This is a genomic window from Sphingomonas sp. 179-I 2A4 NHS (genome assembly GCF_045369135.1).
In the GTDB taxonomy this organism is placed as follows: Bacteria; Pseudomonadota; Alphaproteobacteria; order Sphingomonadales; family Sphingomonadaceae; genus Sphingomonas.
Genome location: NZ_JBIQFL010000008.1, coordinates 76502 through 92017, shown reverse-complemented (window position 1 = coordinate 92017; position 15516 = coordinate 76502). Strand labels below are relative to the sequence as shown.

Here is a 15516-nt window from a genome sequence, read left to right as displayed (position 1 = left end):
TCGGTCCTTTTCCGCAACCGATTGATGCGATACGATGCGCGTCAAGGAAGAGGATCGCGCATGAAGCAGCACGTAGACGTCATCATTGTTGGCGCCGGCCTGTCCGGCATCGGCGCGGCGCATCACCTGCAGGAACGCTGCCCGGACCGCAGCTACCTCATCCTCGAAGCGCGCCAGGCGATGGGCGGCACCTGGGACCTCTTCCGCTATCCCGGCATCCGGTCAGACAGCGATATGCACACCCTGGGGTACAATTTCCGTCCCTGGACGAAGGCCAAGTCGATCGCCGATGGGCCATCGATCCGCGAATATATCGAGGAAACGGCGCGCGATGGCGGGATCGACCGGAACATCCGCTTCGGCCACCGCGTCACCGGCCTTGAATGGTCGACGCCTGACGCGTGCTGGACGATCAGCGCCGATGGCCCAGACGGTCCCGTCCAGTTCACCTGCAACTTCGTCCACATGTGCTCGGGCTATTACGATTACGATCGCGGCCACACGCCGCATTTCGAGGGGCAGGAGGATTTTGGCGGCCGCATCGTCCATCCGCAGCATTGGCCCGAAGATCTCGATTACAGCGGCAAGCGCGTGGTGGTGATCGGCAGCGGCGCCACCGCAGTCACGCTGGTGCCGGAAATGGCGAAGCAGGCCGCCAGCGTCACCATGCTGCAGCGCTCGCCCACCTATGTCGTCTCGCGCCCCGGCCAGGATGCGCTCGCCAACTGGCTGCGCGCCAAGCTGCCGAGCAAGGCGGCGTACGGCATGACGCGGTGGAAGAACGTCATCATGGGGATGATCTTCTACCGGATGACACGCACCAAGCCTGAAAAGGTGAAGCAGAAGCTGCTCGATCAGGTCCGCGAGCATCTCGGCCCCGACTATGACGTCGCGACCCATTTCACCCCGCGCTACAATCCCTGGGATCAGCGGCTGTGCCTCGTGCCGGACGCCGATCTGTTCGATACGATCAAGGCTGGCCGCGCCGATGTCGTCACCGACACGATCGAGCGGTTCACGCCCAATGGCATCCTGCTGACGTCGGGTCGCGAACTGCCGGCGGATATCATCGTCACGGCTACCGGGCTCGAGGTGAAGCTCCTCAGCGGCATCAGCCCGGTGGTGGACGGCGTGCCGGTGAACCTCGGCAAGGCGCTCCAGTACAAGGGCATGATGTTCTCGGACGTGCCGAACCTCGCCTTCACGTTCGGCTACACCAATGCCTCGTGGACGCTGAAGGCAGATCTCGTCGCCATGTATATGTGCCGCGTCCTCAACACGATGAAGAAGCGTGGCTTGCGTCAGGCAACGCCGCGCGTTGGCGACGAGACGATCACGCCCGAGCCGTTCGTCGATTTCAGCTCCGGCTACATCCAGCGCGTGGCCGATCAGTTGCCCAAGCAGGGCAACCGCAAGCCGTGGAAGCTCAACCAGAATTATGCGCTGGACGTGATGGCGCTGCGTTTCGGCTCGGTCGACGACAGCATGGAGTTCTCGAACCCCGCGCCCGCCCGCGCGAAGGCGGCAGCATAGGCGGCTAAAGCGTCACAGGCTCCGGCCGGGACGCTTGTTATTCACACCCCCACCCGCCGGCGGGGGCAGGGGGTCTATCCGTTCCTCCCGCCGGCGGGCTCTCAGGCTGCCTGATCCACCACCACCCGCGCGATCAGATCCCGCTGGATCTCGTTCGATCCGGCATAGATGGTGGACGCACGGTTGTTCAGATACTTCGGCATCGCGATCGCGATCGCGTCCGGCGCATCGTCGATGTCGCCTTCCCAACCGGCGGCGATCTCCAGCGCCAGCAGGTCGATGCGCTGCGAGGCTTCGGTGCCCAGTACCTTCAGCATCGACGGGCGTACCGCATCCGCCGGGCCGCCGCCTTCGAGGCCGGCAAGCTCGATTGCACGCAGCGCGTCCACCGCGATCGCCTCGCGCGCCAGCCGCTCGCGGTTGCCCTCGTGCTCGAGCCATCCGGTCGCTTCCGCGGCCTCGCGGATCATGTCGAGCGATGCCGCAAGTCCCGGCGCATAGCGGCCGGATCGCTCGAAGGTCAGCAGGTGCTTCGCCACGGTCCAGCCGTCGTTCTCCGCGCCAAGGCGGCCGCTCACCGGCACGCGCACGTCGTCGAAGAACACCTGGTTGAACTCATGCTCGCCGGCCAGCGTGTGGATCGGCGACACGGTGATGCCCGGTGTCTTCATCTCCAGCAGCAGGAAGGTGATGCCGGTCTGTGGGCGTCCTTCGGTGCTGGTGCGCACCAGGCAGAACATGCGGTTCGCGAAATGCGCGTGCGTCGTCCAGATCTTGGAGCCGTTCAGCACATAATCGTCGCCGTCGCGCACCGCGCGCAGCTTCAGCGACGCGAGGTCCGAACCGGAGCCGGGCTCCGAATAGCCCTGGCACCAGCGATCCTCGCCGGACAGGATGCGCGGCAGCAGCGTCGCCTTCTGCTCGGGCGATCCATAATGCATGATCACCGGCGCCACCATCTTCAGCCCCATCGGCGACAGGCCGGGGGCGTGGGCGCGGGCATATTCCTCCGCCCAGATGTAACGCTGGATCTCGTTCCAGCCGGTGCCGCCATATTCGACCGGCCAGTCCGGTGCGGCCCAGCCCTGCGCGTGCAGGATCCGCTGCCACGCATCGGCAATGTCGGGATGCAGGAACACGCTGGTCCCGCGCCGGGCGCCGCGGCGAAGCTCCGGCGTCAGCTTCTCGGACAGGAAGGTGCGCACCTCATCACGAAAGGCGCGCGCGTCTGCGCTGTTCAGGCTCTCCATGCCGGCATCATGCCCGCACGCCGCACCGCCTCCAAGCTGACCATTGCGTCAGGCCAAGGTCGCGCAGGGCAGGGGCGTCAGGCGTGCGGTCCCAGGAACCCGTGGCCAGTCGCGATCTGGATCATCCGCGCGCGCGTCGTCGCGCCCAGCTTCTCCGCCGCATTGCGCAGGTGAAATCGCATGGTGGAAACCGACAGCGACAGAATCGTCCCGATCTCGGCGTTGGTCTTCCCCGCCGCCGCCCAGCGCACGCACTGCGCCTCGCGCGCGGAAAGCTGCCCCGGCGGCGTCCGCTTGCCGTTCGAGGTGAGTTCCGCGTGGGTGCCGAGGAAGCGGAAGGCGAGCGCGAAAAGCTCCGCGGCATGCGCGTCGAACGTCGCCTTCATGTCGATCGGCTCGTTCGCCACCCACAGCACCGTGCCAACCTTCCCACCGGCCAGATGGACCGGGGCGATCAGCGCGCCGGTGAAGCCGAATTCCTGCGTCACCCGGGCGCAATCGATCGCCTCCAGCATTCTGGTTGGCCGCCACGATCCCAGCTGTCCGTCGGCATACCAGATCGGCTCGGCGAAGACGCGCGCGGCATGGAGGAAGCTGGCACGCAGCGCGAGGCTGCGGTTGCGCCAGTAATTGGGCACGCTCTTCACCCAGGGCATGCGCTCGGCGTAGGCTTTGCCGTTGCGGTCGGCCATCGGGGCCGGGTCGCCAATGTCGCTTTGCGCTGCAACAAAGGGCAGGTTCGCGCGCACGCCGGCCGCAACCACCTGATCGGCGAGTGCGTCCACCTCCTCCCAGGTCAGGGTCTCGCGCGCTTCCGACTGCATCTCTTCGCTCCCGCAGCATCGCTAGCTTGTGCCTCCCCCCGCGGCAAGGCTTGCCTCTTGCGCTTGCGCGCGGTTCACGGCATCGCTGCCGTAACTGATGTTATGGTAAGAAAAGGGAGAGGATCATGGCTGGTCGGTATGCGGGCAAGCACGTCTTCGTCGCGGGGGCATCGAGCGGGATCAACCTCGCCATCGCCCACGGTTTCGCCGCGGAAGGCGCGAAGGTAACGGTGCTCAGCCGCAGCGCTGACAAGATCGAAGCTGCCGCCGCCGGCATCCGCGAAACCGGCGCCGAAGCGATCGGCATCGCCTGCGACGTGCGCGATTATCCCGGTCTCGAGGCCGCTTATGCCGAGGCGACGGGCAAGTTCGGCCCGATCGACGTGCTGATCTCGGGCGCGGCCGGCAACTTCCTCGCGCCGGCGGTGAAGCTCTCGGCCAACGCCTTCAAGACGGTGGTCGACATCGATCTGCTCGGCACGTTCAACGTCTTCCGCGCCAGCTACGATCACCTGGTGAAGCCGGGCGCCTCGCTGATCGCGATCACTGCCGGCCAGGCGGTCCATCCGTCGGCGTTCCAGATCCACGCCTGCGCCGCCAAGGCCGGCGTCAACATGGTCACCAAGTGCCTCGCGCTCGAATGGGGTCCGGCCGGCATCCGCGTGAACGGCATCTCGCCCGGCCCGATCGGCGATACCGAAGGGATGAAGCGTCTCGGCGGCGATCCGGCGCGCGAGGCCCAGATCAAGAAGCGCCTCGCGCTGCGTGATTACGGCACCAAGGCCGACATCGCCGAAGCCGCATTGTGGCTGTCGAGCCCGGAGGCGAAATACGTCACCGGCGCGATCATCAACGTCGACGGCGGCAGTGACCTCGGCGACGCGAGCGCCGACGCACTCGGCTGATCCGGGGCGGGGCGGGGGGGCACCCCCGCCTCGGCCGGTTGCAGTGCTGAGTTCAGCCCTTCACCCCGATTCCCAGGTCCGCCGGCCCGAACGCATCCGGCAGCAGCTGCGACAGCGTGTAGCTGTTCACCGCATCGCCTTGTGCGCCCGCGCAATGCACGCGCACGTCGCGGCCGCCGATCTGCGCGGCTTCGTTGATCACCTGGCGGCACCTGCCGCACGGGCGCACCACGTCGCTGCCCGTCACCGCACCGTCGCGGATCACGCCGCCGATCACCCCGATCGCGACCACGTCGCTCAGTCGCCCCTGCGCGCTGGCGCTGGCGATCGCCACCGTCTCGGCACACAGCGACAGGCCGTAGCTCGCATTCTCGAAGTTGGCACCAGTCACCACCGTGCCATCCGCCAGCAGCACCGCCGCTCCCACGCCGAAGTTGGAATAAGGCGCATGCGCATGGCGCGCCGCCTCCCGCGCCAGCGCGATCAGCCGCGTCGCTTCGTCCGTCATTTTGTCACTCATGGTGCTGCCACATTCCAGTTCACCGGCCCGTCGATGCCGTCGATCCGCCGCATGTCACTCGCCCGCCACATCCGCCACGGCCGGGCGGCATAATCGGGCGGAAAGAAATTCCCCGCCGCCCAGATCGTGCGGGGCAGGGCAGTGGAAAGGTCATAATCCCGCTCGAACCGACGCGATACGCGCAGCAGCACCGGCTTTCCGGTATGCGCCTCGATGATCGCCGCGGCCTTGGCGATCTCCTCCACCAGCGCGCTGCGTGCCGGGCGCGCGGCGCAATCCTCGCGATAATCGAAGTCGATCGCCGCCGGCAGGTCGGCATCGTCGCGCGGCACGATCGTGTTGAAGGCGTTGGCCTGCGCCTCGCCCGGCTGGCACAGCGACCATACGTGCACCGCGCCGCGCCGCAGCCCGGCCGCACCAATGCCTTCCCAATTCTCCTCGAACCGCGCGTCCCGCCGCTTTGCGCCATAAGTGGCGGTGGCATAGGCAAAGTCCGCCCGCCCGCCGACCACCGGCCATTCGATCGCGCCATTCGCTTCGCCGACGTCGATCCCCTGCACCGGGAACTTGTCCACCGACGGCCGCCATTGCGCCGCCGCCTGCCACGCGGCGAACGTCGCCGTGCACAGGGCGACCACGATCAGCGCCCATCGGCCCAGCCCGTACATGTGTCTCAGCCCTTGATGTGGAGCACGCAGATCAGCGTGAACAGCCGCCGTGCCGTGTCGAAATCGACGTCGATCTTCCCCTCCAGCCGCTCTTTCAGCAGCGCCGCCGCGTCATTGTGGATCCCCCGCCGTGCCATATCGATCGTCTCGATCTGTTGCGGCGTCGCCTGACGTATCGCCTGGAAGTAGCTGTCGCAGATAGCGAAATAATCGCGGATCGGCCGGCGGAACCGTCCCATGCCGAGAATATGCGCCTCGAGCGGCGTGCCGTCCTCGCGCTTGATCTGCATCACCAGCCGGCCTTCCTCGACCGACAGCGCCAGCCGGTACGGCCCGGCATAGCCATCGGGATGCTGCTTCTGCGGCGCGAAGTGGTTGCCCTCGATCAGATCGAAGATCGCGATCCGCCGTTCCTGCTCGATATCGGCCGATCGCCACAGGATGGTGCGCTCGTCCAGTTCGACATCGATGATCCGCGGATCGGCCATCTTGTTGCGATAGAGACCAATCGCCGCGGCGACAATTCTCGTAATCCACAGGCTGCCCCGGTTTCCGTTTGCCGGTTGCGCGGGTAGAAGCAGCCGCCTGATGGCGACACTGGCATTCCCGCAACCGGCCCCGGCCGAACCGATCCACCTGCCCCGCAATGTCGAGGCCGAGGCCGCGATGCTGGGTGCGATGATGATCGACAACCGCCTTGCCGACGACATCGTCGACCGGCTGGAGCCGGCGCATTTCTACGAGCCGGTCCACGGCCGCATCTTCGCCGCGATCAAGACGCTGCGGGCCAGCGACATGCTCGCCACCCCAGTCACGCTGCGCCCGATGTTCGAGGCGGACGAGGGGATGCGCGAGCTTGGCGGCCCGGCCTATCTCGCGCAGCTCACCGGCTCAGGCGCGGGCCTGATCGGCGCGCGCCAGTTCGCGCAGCAGATCTACGATCTCGCCATGCTCCGCTCGCTGGTGACGGTCGGGCGCACGCTGGTGGAGCGCGCGATGGATACCTCGGAGGAGGTGAACCCGCGCGCCCAGATCGAACTCGCCGAGGAAGAACTTTTCAAGGTCGCCGCCGACGGCACGACCGAGAATGCGATCAAGAGCTTCGCGCAGGCCACCAAGGTCGCGCTGAAGATGGCCGAGACCGCGCTCAATTCCGGCGGCAAGGTCTCGGGCATCACCACCGGCTTCGACACGGTGAACGCTCGCATCGGCGGCATGCACCGGTCGGACTTGATGATCCTCGCCGGCCGCCCCGGCATGGGCAAGACGTCGCTTGCCACCAACATCGCCTTCAACGCGGCGCAGCGCTGGATGATGGACATGAAGGCCGGCATTGCGCCGAGCGAATCGATCGGCGCGAAGGTCGCCTTCTTCAGCCTCGAAATGTCCGCCGATCAGCTGGCGACGCGTATCCTGGCGGAGCAATCGCGCATCACCTCGGAAAAGCTGCGCCGCGGTGACATCAGCCGCGCCGAGTTCCACCAGCTCGCCGCCGCAGCCGCGGACCTCGAGAACCTGCCGCTGTTCATCGACGACACCGGCGGTCTCTCGATCAGCGCACTCCACACCCGCGTCCGCCGCCTCCAGCGTCGTCACAACAACGAAATCGGCCTGGTTATCGTCGATTACCTCCAGCTCCTCTCAGGCAGTGGCAAGGCGAGCGACGGCAATCGCGTGCAGGAAATCTCCGAAATCAGCCGTGGTCTGAAGACGCTGGCAAAGGATCTCCACGTCCCCGTGCTCGCGCTGTCGCAGCTCAGCCGTGCGGTGGAGCAGCGCGAGGACAAGCGCCCGCAGCTGTCCGATCTTCGTGAATCCGGCTCGATCGAGCAGGACGCCGACATGGTCTGGTTCGTGTTCCGCGAGGATTATTACGTCGCGGCGAAGGAGCCCAAGCGCCCGACCGAGGGAGACGCGGCCAAGATCTTCGAGGATCACGCGCAATGGGCCAGCGACATGGAGCGCGTGTACGGTCTCGCCGAACTGATCATCGCCAAGCAGCGGCACGGCGCGACCGGCAAGGTGACGATGAAGTTCGATCCCAGCGTCACCCGCTTCAGCGACTACGCCGGCTACTAGGCGCCACCCTCATCCCGGGCTTGGTCCGGGATCCCGCTTCTTCTGCTTCGCGCGTCGCGGCGCCCGGCGGGGGCAATCTCCCCGACCGGCGGCGCCATCAGAACACCGGCTCCTCGCCCGGCTTCTCGGGCACGTGGATGCCGCATTCCACCTTCTCCCAGCCGCGCCAGCGGCCGGCGCGTGGGTCTTCGCCCGGCAGCACCTTGGACGTGCAGGGCTTGCACCCGATCGAGGGGTAGCCGTCCGCCTCCAGCGGGTGGCGCGGCAGTTCGTGCTCGGCGAAATAGGCCTCCAGCCGCGCCTTGTCCCAATCCGCCAGCGGGTTGAGCTTCAGACGGCCGTCGTCGATCTCGAACCGTGGCAGCGCGGCACGGGTCGCCGACTGGAAGCCCTTGCGGCCCGAGATCCAGGCGCCGAACGGCAGCAGCGCGCGGCGCAGCGGCTCCACCTTGCGGATTTCGCAGCAGCCGTCGGGATCATAGGACCAGCGAAGGCCATTGCCGTCCTTCGCCGCCAGGATCCGTGGGTCGGGGCGATAGACGCGCAGCTCGGTGAAGCCGAGGCGCTCGGCAAGATCGTCCCGGTATTCAAGCGTTTCGCCGAACATCTTTTGGGTGTTCGTGAAGATCACCGGCACGTCGCGGTCGACCTGCGCCACCATGTGAAGCAGCACGGCCGATTCCGAACCGAACGACGAAACCGCCGCGATGCGGCCCTTCAGCTCGCCCGTCAGCAGCTCGCGCAGCATGTCCTGCGTCGAGACGCCGGCGAAGCGCGCCTCCATCGCCGCCGCATCCGCCTGGGTGAAGGCGGGTGCGACGTCGATCATGTCGAGGCGCCGCGCGGCCTCAGCCATGGCGCAGCTTCCACACCGGCACCGCGGCGTCGGCCGCGGCCTGGTAATGATAATCGTAGCGCTCCAGGCTGCGCTTCAGCGTGTCCGGATCGATCGGCGCTTGCGGAGCGAAGCTGTCGAAGCCGCAGCGGCGCATGAACGGGATCTGGTCGACCAGCACGTCCCCGGCCGCGCGCAGCTCGCCCGTATAGCCCGCCTCGCGCAGCACCCGCGCGGCGGAATAGCCGCGCCCGTCACGAAACGTCGGGAAGCTCACCTCGACCAGCGCCAGCTGGCCCATGTGCGGCAGCAGCGCGCGCGCATCGTCGCCCGCCTCGATCCGCACCGCGCCGGCGTTGGTCTGTCCTTCGAGGAAGGCGTCCAGCGTGATCGCCGGCTCGTCATGCGCCTCGTCGTCGCGGAAGCGCAGGAGATTGTTATCCATAGATCGCCTCCTTGAACGCGTCGAAGCCGACGCGGCGATAGGTGTCGAGGAAGCGCTCGCCCGGCTCGCGCACCGCGACGAACTTGTCGGTCACGCGCTCGATCGCATCGACGATGCCGTCCTCGTCGAAGCCGGGGCCAGTGATCTTGCCGAGGCTCACGTCCTCCGCGCCCGATCCGCCGAGCAGCAACTGGTAGTTCTCCTTGCCCTTACGATCGACGCCCAGGATGCCGATGTGGCCGGCATGATGGTGGCCGCAGGCGTTGATGCAGCCGGAGATCTTGAGCTTGAGCTCGCCAAGGTCACGCTGCCGGTCGAGATCCCTGAAGCGCGTCGCGATCTTCTGCGCCACCGGGATGGATCGTGCATTGGCGAGGCTGCAATAATCGAGGCCCGGGCAGGCGATGATGTCGCTGATGAGGTCGAGGTTCGCCTCGGCGAGGCCAGCCTCGGTCAGCGCCTGCCACACGGCGTAAAGATCGGCCTTGCGCACGTGGGGCAGGACGATGTTCTGCGCATGCGTCACGCGCAGCTCGTCGAACGAATAACGCTCGGCCAGGTCCGCCATAACTTCGATCTGGTCGGCCGAGGCATCGCCCGGAATGCCGCCCACCGGCTTCAGCGAGATGTTGACGATGGCATAGCCCGGCGCCTTGTGCGCGCGGACGTTCTGGTCGAGCCACACCGCGAAATCAGGATCGCTGCGGTCGATCTCCTCGGAAGCGCCCGCCTCGAACGCGGGCGCCGCGAAGAAGGCGCTGATCCGCTCCAGCTCCGCCGCCGGGGGATCGATCCCCAGCGTCTTCACATGGCCGAATTCCTCCTCCACCTGGCGGCGATATTCATCCGCGCCCAGCTCGTGGATCAGGATCTTGATCCGCGCCTTGTAGATATTGTCGCGTCGGCCGTAGCGATTGTAGACGCGCAGGCACGCCTCGACGTAGCTGAGCAGATCGTCCGCCGTGACGAAGTCCTTGATCTCCGGCGCGATCATCGGCGTGCGGCCCATGCCGCCGCCCACGAACACGCGCCCGCCGAGCACGCCGTCGCGCTCCACCAGCTCGATGCCGATATCGTGCAGCCGCATCGCCGCGCGATCCTCCGGCGCCGCGATCACGGCAATCTTGAACTTGCGCGGCAAGTAGCTGAATTCCGGGTGGAACGTGCTCCACTGGCGCAGCAGCTCGGCCCACGGGCGCGGGTCCGTCACCTCGTCGGCGGCGGCGCCGGCATATTGATCCGAACTGATGTTGCGGATGCAATTGCCGCTGGTCTGGATGGCGTGCATCTCGACAGTCGCCAGCTCGGCGAGGATGTCGGGCGCGTCTTCCAGCTTGATCCAATTGTACTGGATGTTCTGGCGCGTGGTGAAATGGCCGTAGCCGCGGTCGTACTTGCGCGCGATATGCCCCAGCATCCGCATCTGCCGGCTGTCGAGTGTGCCGTACGGCACCGCGACGCGCAGCATGTAGGCGTGCAGCTGCAGATAGAGGCCGTTCATCAGCCGTAGCGGCTTGAACTGGTCCTCGGTGATCTGCCCGGCGAGCCGACGCTTCACCTGGTCGCGGAATTCCTCCACCCGGGCGTCGACGATCGACTGATCATATTGGTCGTATTGATACATCAGCAGCGGTCCACAAATGCCGCCTGCGGTCCCTTGGGGCGCAGCGGCGTTATTCCCATCACCCGGCGATCAGATCACCCAGCTGCCGGCGTTCGCATCCGCCGGCTTCAATGTCAGGTCAGGCCGCACCGTCGGCCCCAGCGCGCGGATGCGATCCTTGATATGTGCCGGCCGCGGCCCCTCGGGCGTCTCGGTCGCGTCGATCACATACGGCCCATTCACCCGCCGCGCGCCTTCCTCGGCCGTGGCGATCGCCTCGCCCTTGTCGCCGACGTCCACCGCATCCTCGACATGGCGAGACCAGCCATCGCCGGTCCACCACGTCACGTCCCCCGTCGCCAGATCGTTTCCGGTCAGCAATTTCATGCGTTCATCGACTCCGCTGCACGCGCCCATCCTGCGAGCCGGTCCTCGGCATCGCTCAATTCCACCACTTCGCCGACGACGATGATCGCCGGGCTCGCGACGCCCTCGCGGTTCACCATCGGCCCCAGGTCCGCCAGCAGCGTCTTCAGCGCGCGGTGCCCGGGGAGGGTGCCTTTCTCCAGCACCGCCACCGGCATGTCCGGCGCGACGCCATCGGCCATCAGCTTGTCGGCGATCGTCTCCGCCGTCGCGACGCCCATGTAGATCACCAGCGTGCGCCCCTGGCCGGCAAGGCCGGACCAGTCCTGGTCGCTCAGCCCCTTGCACTGGCCAGCAACGAAGCTGACCGCGCTCGAATGATCGCGATGCGTGAGCGGCAGCATCGCTTCCGCCGCGCAGCCAAGCGCCGCCGAGACGCCGGGGATCACTTCCACCGGCAGGCCCGCGGCGCGCACCGCCTCCACTTCCTCGCCGCCGCGCCCGAAGATGAACGGGTCGCCGCCCTTAAGCCTGACGACGACGCTGCCGGCGCGAACATGCGCGACGATCAACGCATTGATCGCTTCCTGGGGCAGCGTGTGCCGTGCGCGCCGCTTGGCGACGGAGATGCGATGCGCATCGGCCGGCGCGATCTCCAGCACCCGCGGGTCGATCAGCCCGTCATGCACGACGACATCCGCCGCCTTCAGCGCTTCCACCGCGCGCACCGTAAGGAGGCCCGGGTCGCCCGGACCCGCACCGACGAGGATGACGCGTCCACGCGCATCGGGATCGAGAAGGCTTGCCATCCTCAGGGAGATGAAGCCTGCCGCGACGGCCGGCAACCGAGCGATCCTTCGCGCAGGCGTAGGTCAGCTATTCCCTATGGCGAAGGTCGGATCAGGCGCACCCTTCGACATAGCCGAGAACCGGCATCGTCCCGACGTGCATCAGGCTGACCTTGCCGTCCTGCCCGATCTCGAAACGCAGCGCCGGATCGCCGCTCGCCGCATTGGGCGCGGTCAGATACTTCGCCGGCCGGTCCTCATATTTGTGCGGCTCGGCGCGGAAGCCGCCGAACGCCTGGCGCACCTCGCGTTCGGGCGTCCCGATGCCGATGCCCTCGATCAGCTTCACGTCGGATCGCTGTCCCACGGTGATCCGCCGCACCTTGCCCTCGGTCACGATCGCATAGACGCCAGGATAGTCGGGCGAGCTGACCGTGCGGCACCCCTCGTCGATCTGCGCCCCGCGCTCCGCCCAGCCGCTGCCGCGCGGCACCGCTTCCCCGATCCGCAACGCGCCGAGCCCCTCCAGCGCCAGCGTCTTGCCCGCCACTCGCGTCACATCCGGCGAAGGCGCTGCGGTGGGGCTCGCGCTCACGACCGGCGTCGGCGCCGGCGAGGGGACCGGCGCCGCCGTCACGTCCGCGGCAGGCCCGTTGGCCGGCAGCGTCTCATTCGATCGGTCGGGTTCGGACGAACAGGCGGCCAGCGCCACGGCAAGCGCAATCGCGCAGGAAAGGTTTCGCATCCGTCCTAAACGGAGAACCGCCGCCCCGGTTTCCCGTCTCAGGCGTCGCGCAGGCCGATGCCGATCGAGGCGCGCGCGGCCTCGGCTTCGTTCGATACTACGGGATAAGCGCAATAATCGGCCGCGTAATAGGCGCTCGGCCGGTGGTTCCCGGACCAGCCGACGCCGCCGAACGGGGCAGAGGAGGAGGCGCCGTTGGTGGGGCGGTTCCAGTTGACGATGCCCGCCCGCGCGCCGGCCCAGAAGCGGTCGTACAGTGCCGGCGTCTGGCTGATCAGCGAGGCGGACAGCCCGTAGCGGGTGTTGTTCGCCTCCGCGATCGCGGCGTCGAAATCATCCACCCGCACCAGTTGCAGGATCGGGCCGAACAGCTCGATATCGGGCCGCTCGCTCACGTCGGTCATGTCGATGATGCCGGGCAGCAGGAACGGCCGCCCCTCCACCGGGCGCTGCAGATGGCGCACCGGCCGCCCGCCACGCATCAGCAGCGCGAGGAAGCTTTCGGTCAGCTGGTCTGCGGTCTCATTGTCGATCACCGGGCCCATGAAGGGGGCAGGGTCGTCATGCGGCGCGCCGACGATCAGGCGCGAGAGCAACGCGTTGACCTGCTCGATCAGCGGCTCGCACAGTTTCTCGTCGACGATCAGCCGCCGTGCGGCGGTGCAGCGCTGGCCCGCCGTTGTGAAGGCGGACTGGATGATGATGACCGCCGCGGCATAAAGATCGGGCGTGTCCCACACCACGATCGGGTTGTTGCCGCCCATCTCCAGCGCCAGGATCTTCTCGGGCTTTTCGGCGAAGGCGCGGTTGAGCGCGATCCCGGTGCGCGCCGATCCGGTGAAGAGCAGCCCGTCGATCCCGTCATGGCCGGAAAGCGCGCGCCCCTCGTCCGGCCCGCCGATGACGAGCCGCGCGCATTCCTCCGGCACGCCGGCCGCGCGATAGCAGTCGATCAGGAAGGCGCCCGTCGCCGGCGTCTTTTCCGATGGCTTGAAGACCACCGCGTTGCCCGCGATCAGCGCCGGCACCATGTGGCCGTTCGGCAGATGCGCCGGGAAATTATACGGGCCCAGCACCGCCAGCACGCCGTGCGGCTTGTGGCGCAGCGCCATGCGCGATCCCATCGGCGCGTCCAGCCGCCGCTGCGCGGAGCGCTCGGAATAGGCCGAGACCGAAATGTCGACCTTGGCGATCACGCTGTCGACTTCGGTGCGCGCTTCCCACAGCGGCTTGCCGGTCTCGCGCGCGATGATGTCGGCGAAGGCCTCGTGCCGCTGCCGCACCACGTTGGCGAAGCGGCGCATCGTCTCGATCCGGAAGGTCAGCGGCCGCGCCGCCCAGGTCGACCAGCCGGAACGCGCGGCGGCGACTTCCGCGTCCACGTCGCCGATCGCCCCGCGCCACAATTCGGCGCCGGTGGCGGGCTCGAGGGAAACCAACTCGCTCACGGATCAGACCTCTAGCGTTCGCCCGGCGTATAGCGGGCAATCCTTCCTTTTGTCCTTACGTTGGTTCTTTACGGCCAGACAAGGCGCGCCCGCCGCGGACGGTTCATCGCAGCGCTTCGCCCATCGTGCGGATCGCCGCGACCTTGGCGTTGAAGGCGCTCCAGTCGTCGCCTTGCGCGATCGCATCCCAGATCGCCTCCACCTCGTTGATCTGCATCCCGCACGGCTCGCCGGACCAATAGGGATGGTCCCGCCCGGCGCGCAGCTGCCGCGCGTCGAGCCCGGCGCGCACCTCGTCCCATTCCGCGCCATAGCTCGGCGGCAGCGGCTGGCCGAACACGTCGAAGAAGAAATCGTTGATCCCGACGCCGGTCTCGCGCAACGCGCGCTCGGTCGTCTGGATGAAGGCCACGTCAGCCTCGGGCTCGCGCGGCTCGCGTCCCATCCGCCACAGCAAGGCACGGGTCACCGCCGGCTGATAGGCGGGGCCGAACCCGTCCAGCGCTGCGATCAGCGGCTCCGCCTCGGCCAGCAGGCGAAGCGACGCGGCAAGCTGCATCACGTCCCAATGGATCGCCTGCGGCTGCCGCCCGAAGGAATAAAGCCCCGCGGCATCAAAATAGGCCGCGACGAACTCCGGGTCCCACGTCGGCGCGAACCGCCACGGGCCATAGTCGAAGCTTTCGCCGGTGACGTTGATGTTGTCGGAATTCAGCACGCCATGGACGAAGCCCGCCGCCATGTAGCTCGCGGCGAGCTCGGCAGTGCGCGCCACGACGAGCTCCAGCAGCCGCACCGGATCCTCGCCATCCTCGCCATAAAGGTTCGCCAGCACGTAGCGCACCAGGCGGCGCATCGCCTCCTCGTCGCGGGCATAGGCCACCCGCTGGAACGTGCCGATGCGGATGTGGCTATGGCTCAGCCGCACGAGCACCGCTGACCGGGTGGGGGAGGGCTCGTCGTTGCGTTCCAGCGCCTCGCCCGTCTCGATCAGCGAGAAGCTGCGCGAGGTGCGCACGCCCAGCGCCTCCAGCATCTCGGTCGCCAGCACCTCGCGCACGCCGCCCTTCAGCGTCAGCCGCCCGTCGCCGAAGCGGCTCCACGGCGTCTGCCCCGATCCCTTGGTGCCAAGGTCCATCAGCCGGTCGTCGCGGTCGCGCAGCTGCGCAAAGGTGAAGCCGCGCCCATCGCCGATATCGGGGTTGTACACGCGGAACTGGTGGCCGTGATAGCGCAGTGCCAGCGGCTGGGGCAGCGATCCGGGCAGCGGCTCGAAGCGGCCGAAGTGGCGGATCCACTGCGCATCGTCCAGCTGGTCCAGCCCCACCTCGGCGGCGGCGCGATCGTTGCGGAAGCGAAGGATCGTCTGCGGGAAGTTCGCTGCCTCGACAGGATCGTAGAAGCTGTCGCCCAGCGTCAGGATCGTCGTCTCGGGCCGATAGGCGTGCGGGGCAGCTTGAGGTTCTGGGGCCATGCGTGGATATGGGGCGCGCGCAACGAAAGGTGC

16 protein-coding genes are annotated in these 15516 nt (G+C 67.5%); 3 read left to right on the top strand and 13 right to left on the bottom strand.

Translation table 11 applies throughout. From position 1 onward, the window contains the following. Nucleotides 1-60: 60 nt before the first annotated feature. Nucleotides 61-1533, top strand: a complete 1473-nt coding sequence (locus ACH0CP_RS14165; protein WP_294442392.1) for an NAD(P)/FAD-dependent oxidoreductase — start codon at nt 61-63, stop codon at nt 1531-1533. 101 nt (nt 1534-1634) lie between these two features. Here the strand turns inward: ACH0CP_RS14165 and ACH0CP_RS14160 are convergent, their stop codons facing one another. Both ACH0CP_RS14160 and ACH0CP_RS14155 read right to left on the bottom strand, forming a co-directional pair. Continuing rightward, nucleotides 1635-2783 (bottom strand): acyl-CoA dehydrogenase family protein, encoded by a 1149-nt coding sequence (locus ACH0CP_RS14160; RefSeq protein ID WP_294442393.1) that lies wholly within the window; start codon nt 2781-2783, stop codon nt 1635-1637. Between the two features lie 77 nt (nt 2784-2860). Continuing rightward, the gene (locus tag ACH0CP_RS14155) at nt 2861-3607 is read right to left on the bottom strand and encodes a LuxR C-terminal-related transcriptional regulator (RefSeq protein WP_406889642.1); all 747 of its coding nucleotides are present in this window, start codon (nt 3605-3607) and stop codon (nt 2861-2863) included. Between the two features lie 125 nt (nt 3608-3732). Between ACH0CP_RS14155 and ACH0CP_RS14150 the strand changes: the two genes are divergently transcribed. Beyond that, nucleotides 3733-4512: an SDR family oxidoreductase gene (locus ACH0CP_RS14150; protein WP_294442395.1), complete on the top strand. Its 780-nt coding sequence runs from the start codon at nt 3733-3735 to the stop codon at nt 4510-4512. 52 nt (nt 4513-4564) lie between these two features. Here the strand turns inward: ACH0CP_RS14150 and cdd are convergent, their stop codons facing one another. From cdd to ACH0CP_RS14135, 3 genes are read right to left on the bottom strand one after another with little or no spacing between them, the layout of a single operon-like run. Continuing rightward, nucleotides 4565-5020 (bottom strand): cytidine deaminase, encoded by a 456-nt coding sequence (cdd, locus tag ACH0CP_RS14145; RefSeq protein WP_406889644.1) that lies wholly within the window; start codon nt 5018-5020, stop codon nt 4565-4567. A gap of 8 nt (nt 5021-5028) precedes the next feature. After that, nucleotides 5029-5700 (bottom strand): GH25 family lysozyme, encoded by a 672-nt coding sequence (locus ACH0CP_RS14140; protein WP_294442396.1) that lies wholly within the window; start codon nt 5698-5700, stop codon nt 5029-5031. 5 nt (nt 5701-5705) lie between these two features. Beyond that, nucleotides 5706-6188, bottom strand: a complete 483-nt coding sequence (locus ACH0CP_RS14135; RefSeq protein WP_294442397.1) for a UPF0262 family protein — start codon at nt 6186-6188, stop codon at nt 5706-5708. A gap of 100 nt (nt 6189-6288) precedes the next feature. Here ACH0CP_RS14135 and ACH0CP_RS14130 point away from each other — a divergent pair, with 100 nt between their 5' ends. Continuing rightward, nucleotides 6289-7779 (top strand): replicative DNA helicase, encoded by a 1491-nt coding sequence (locus ACH0CP_RS14130; RefSeq protein WP_294442398.1) that lies wholly within the window; start codon nt 6289-6291, stop codon nt 7777-7779. Nucleotides 7780-7876: 97 nt separating this feature from the next. Here ACH0CP_RS14130 and ACH0CP_RS14125 read toward each other — a convergent pair whose 3' ends face one another. The 8 genes from ACH0CP_RS14125 to ACH0CP_RS14090 all read right to left on the bottom strand — a co-directional run bounded on the left by ACH0CP_RS14125 (nt 7877) and on the right by ACH0CP_RS14090 (nt 15483). After that, nucleotides 7877-8635 carry a phosphoadenylyl-sulfate reductase gene (locus tag ACH0CP_RS14125; RefSeq protein ID WP_294442399.1) on the bottom strand — a complete coding sequence of 253 codons (759 nt, stop codon included), beginning with the start codon at nt 8633-8635 and terminating at the stop codon, nt 7877-7879. After that, nucleotides 8628-9059, bottom strand: a complete 432-nt coding sequence (locus ACH0CP_RS14120) for a DUF934 domain-containing protein (RefSeq protein WP_294442400.1) — start codon at nt 9057-9059, stop codon at nt 8628-8630. Before ACH0CP_RS14120 ends, ACH0CP_RS14125 begins: the two co-directional genes overlap by 8 nt. Further along, nucleotides 9052-10683, bottom strand: coding sequence for a nitrite/sulfite reductase (locus tag ACH0CP_RS14115; protein WP_294442401.1), 1632 nt, complete (start codon nt 10681-10683; stop codon nt 9052-9054). The genes ACH0CP_RS14120 and ACH0CP_RS14115 overlap by 8 nt, the downstream gene beginning before the upstream one ends. A 69-nt stretch (nt 10684-10752) precedes the next feature. Continuing rightward, entirely contained in the window at nt 10753-11049 is a 297-nt protein-coding gene (locus ACH0CP_RS14110) for a DUF2849 domain-containing protein (protein ID WP_294442402.1), read from the bottom strand. Further along, nucleotides 11046-11837 (bottom strand): uroporphyrinogen-III C-methyltransferase, encoded by a 792-nt coding sequence (cobA, locus tag ACH0CP_RS14105; RefSeq protein WP_294442403.1) that lies wholly within the window; start codon nt 11835-11837, stop codon nt 11046-11048. The genes ACH0CP_RS14110 and cobA overlap by 4 nt, the downstream gene beginning before the upstream one ends. A gap of 91 nt (nt 11838-11928) precedes the next feature. Beyond that, nucleotides 11929-12561, bottom strand: a complete 633-nt coding sequence (locus ACH0CP_RS14100; protein WP_294442404.1) for a hypothetical protein — start codon at nt 12559-12561, stop codon at nt 11929-11931. 38 nt (nt 12562-12599) lie between these two features. Beyond that, nucleotides 12600-14009, bottom strand: coding sequence for a succinylglutamate-semialdehyde dehydrogenase (astD, locus tag ACH0CP_RS14095; RefSeq protein WP_294442405.1), 1410 nt, complete (start codon nt 14007-14009; stop codon nt 12600-12602). A gap of 103 nt (nt 14010-14112) precedes the next feature. Further along, nucleotides 14113-15483: a protein adenylyltransferase SelO gene (locus tag ACH0CP_RS14090; protein ID WP_294442406.1), complete on the bottom strand. Its 1371-nt coding sequence runs from the start codon at nt 15481-15483 to the stop codon at nt 14113-14115. Nucleotides 15484-15516: the final 33 nt, after the last annotated feature.

Bases quoted from the DNA above. Each gene is read 5' to 3' on its own strand.
- ACH0CP_RS14165 (WP_294442392.1), top strand. From the start codon at position 61: ATGAAGCAGCACGTAGACGTCATCATTGTTGGCGCCGGCCTGTCCGGC.
- ACH0CP_RS14160 (WP_294442393.1), bottom strand. From the start codon at position 2,783: ATGGAGAGCCTGAACAGCGCAGACGCGCGCGCCTTTCGTGATGAGGTG.
- ACH0CP_RS14155 (WP_406889642.1), bottom strand. From the start codon at position 3,607: ATGCAGTCGGAAGCGCGCGAGACCCTGACCTGGGAGGAGGTGGACGCA.
- ACH0CP_RS14150 (WP_294442395.1), top strand. From the start codon at position 3,733: ATGGCTGGTCGGTATGCGGGCAAGCACGTCTTCGTCGCGGGGGCATCG.
- cdd (WP_406889644.1), bottom strand. From the start codon at position 5,020: ATGACGGACGAAGCGACGCGGCTGATCGCGCTGGCGCGGGAGGCGGCG.
- ACH0CP_RS14140 (WP_294442396.1), bottom strand. From the start codon at position 5,700: ATGTACGGGCTGGGCCGATGGGCGCTGATCGTGGTCGCCCTGTGCACG.
- ACH0CP_RS14135 (WP_294442397.1), bottom strand. From the start codon at position 6,188: ATGGCCGATCCGCGGATCATCGATGTCGAACTGGACGAGCGCACCATC.
- ACH0CP_RS14130 (WP_294442398.1), top strand. From the start codon at position 6,289: ATGGCGACACTGGCATTCCCGCAACCGGCCCCGGCCGAACCGATCCAC.
- ACH0CP_RS14125 (WP_294442399.1), bottom strand. From the start codon at position 8,635: ATGGCTGAGGCCGCGCGGCGCCTCGACATGATCGACGTCGCACCCGCC.
- ACH0CP_RS14120 (WP_294442400.1), bottom strand. From the start codon at position 9,059: ATGGATAACAATCTCCTGCGCTTCCGCGACGACGAGGCGCATGACGAG.
- ACH0CP_RS14115 (WP_294442401.1), bottom strand. From the start codon at position 10,683: ATGTATCAATACGACCAATATGATCAGTCGATCGTCGACGCCCGGGTG.
- ACH0CP_RS14110 (WP_294442402.1), bottom strand. From the start codon at position 11,049: ATGAAATTGCTGACCGGAAACGATCTGGCGACGGGGGACGTGACGTGG.
- cobA (WP_294442403.1), bottom strand. From the start codon at position 11,837: ATGGCAAGCCTTCTCGATCCCGATGCGCGTGGACGCGTCATCCTCGTC.
- ACH0CP_RS14100 (WP_294442404.1), bottom strand. From the start codon at position 12,561: ATGCGAAACCTTTCCTGCGCGATTGCGCTTGCCGTGGCGCTGGCCGCC.
- ACH0CP_RS14090 (WP_294442406.1), bottom strand. From the start codon at position 15,483: ATGGCCCCAGAACCTCAAGCTGCCCCGCACGCCTATCGGCCCGAGACG.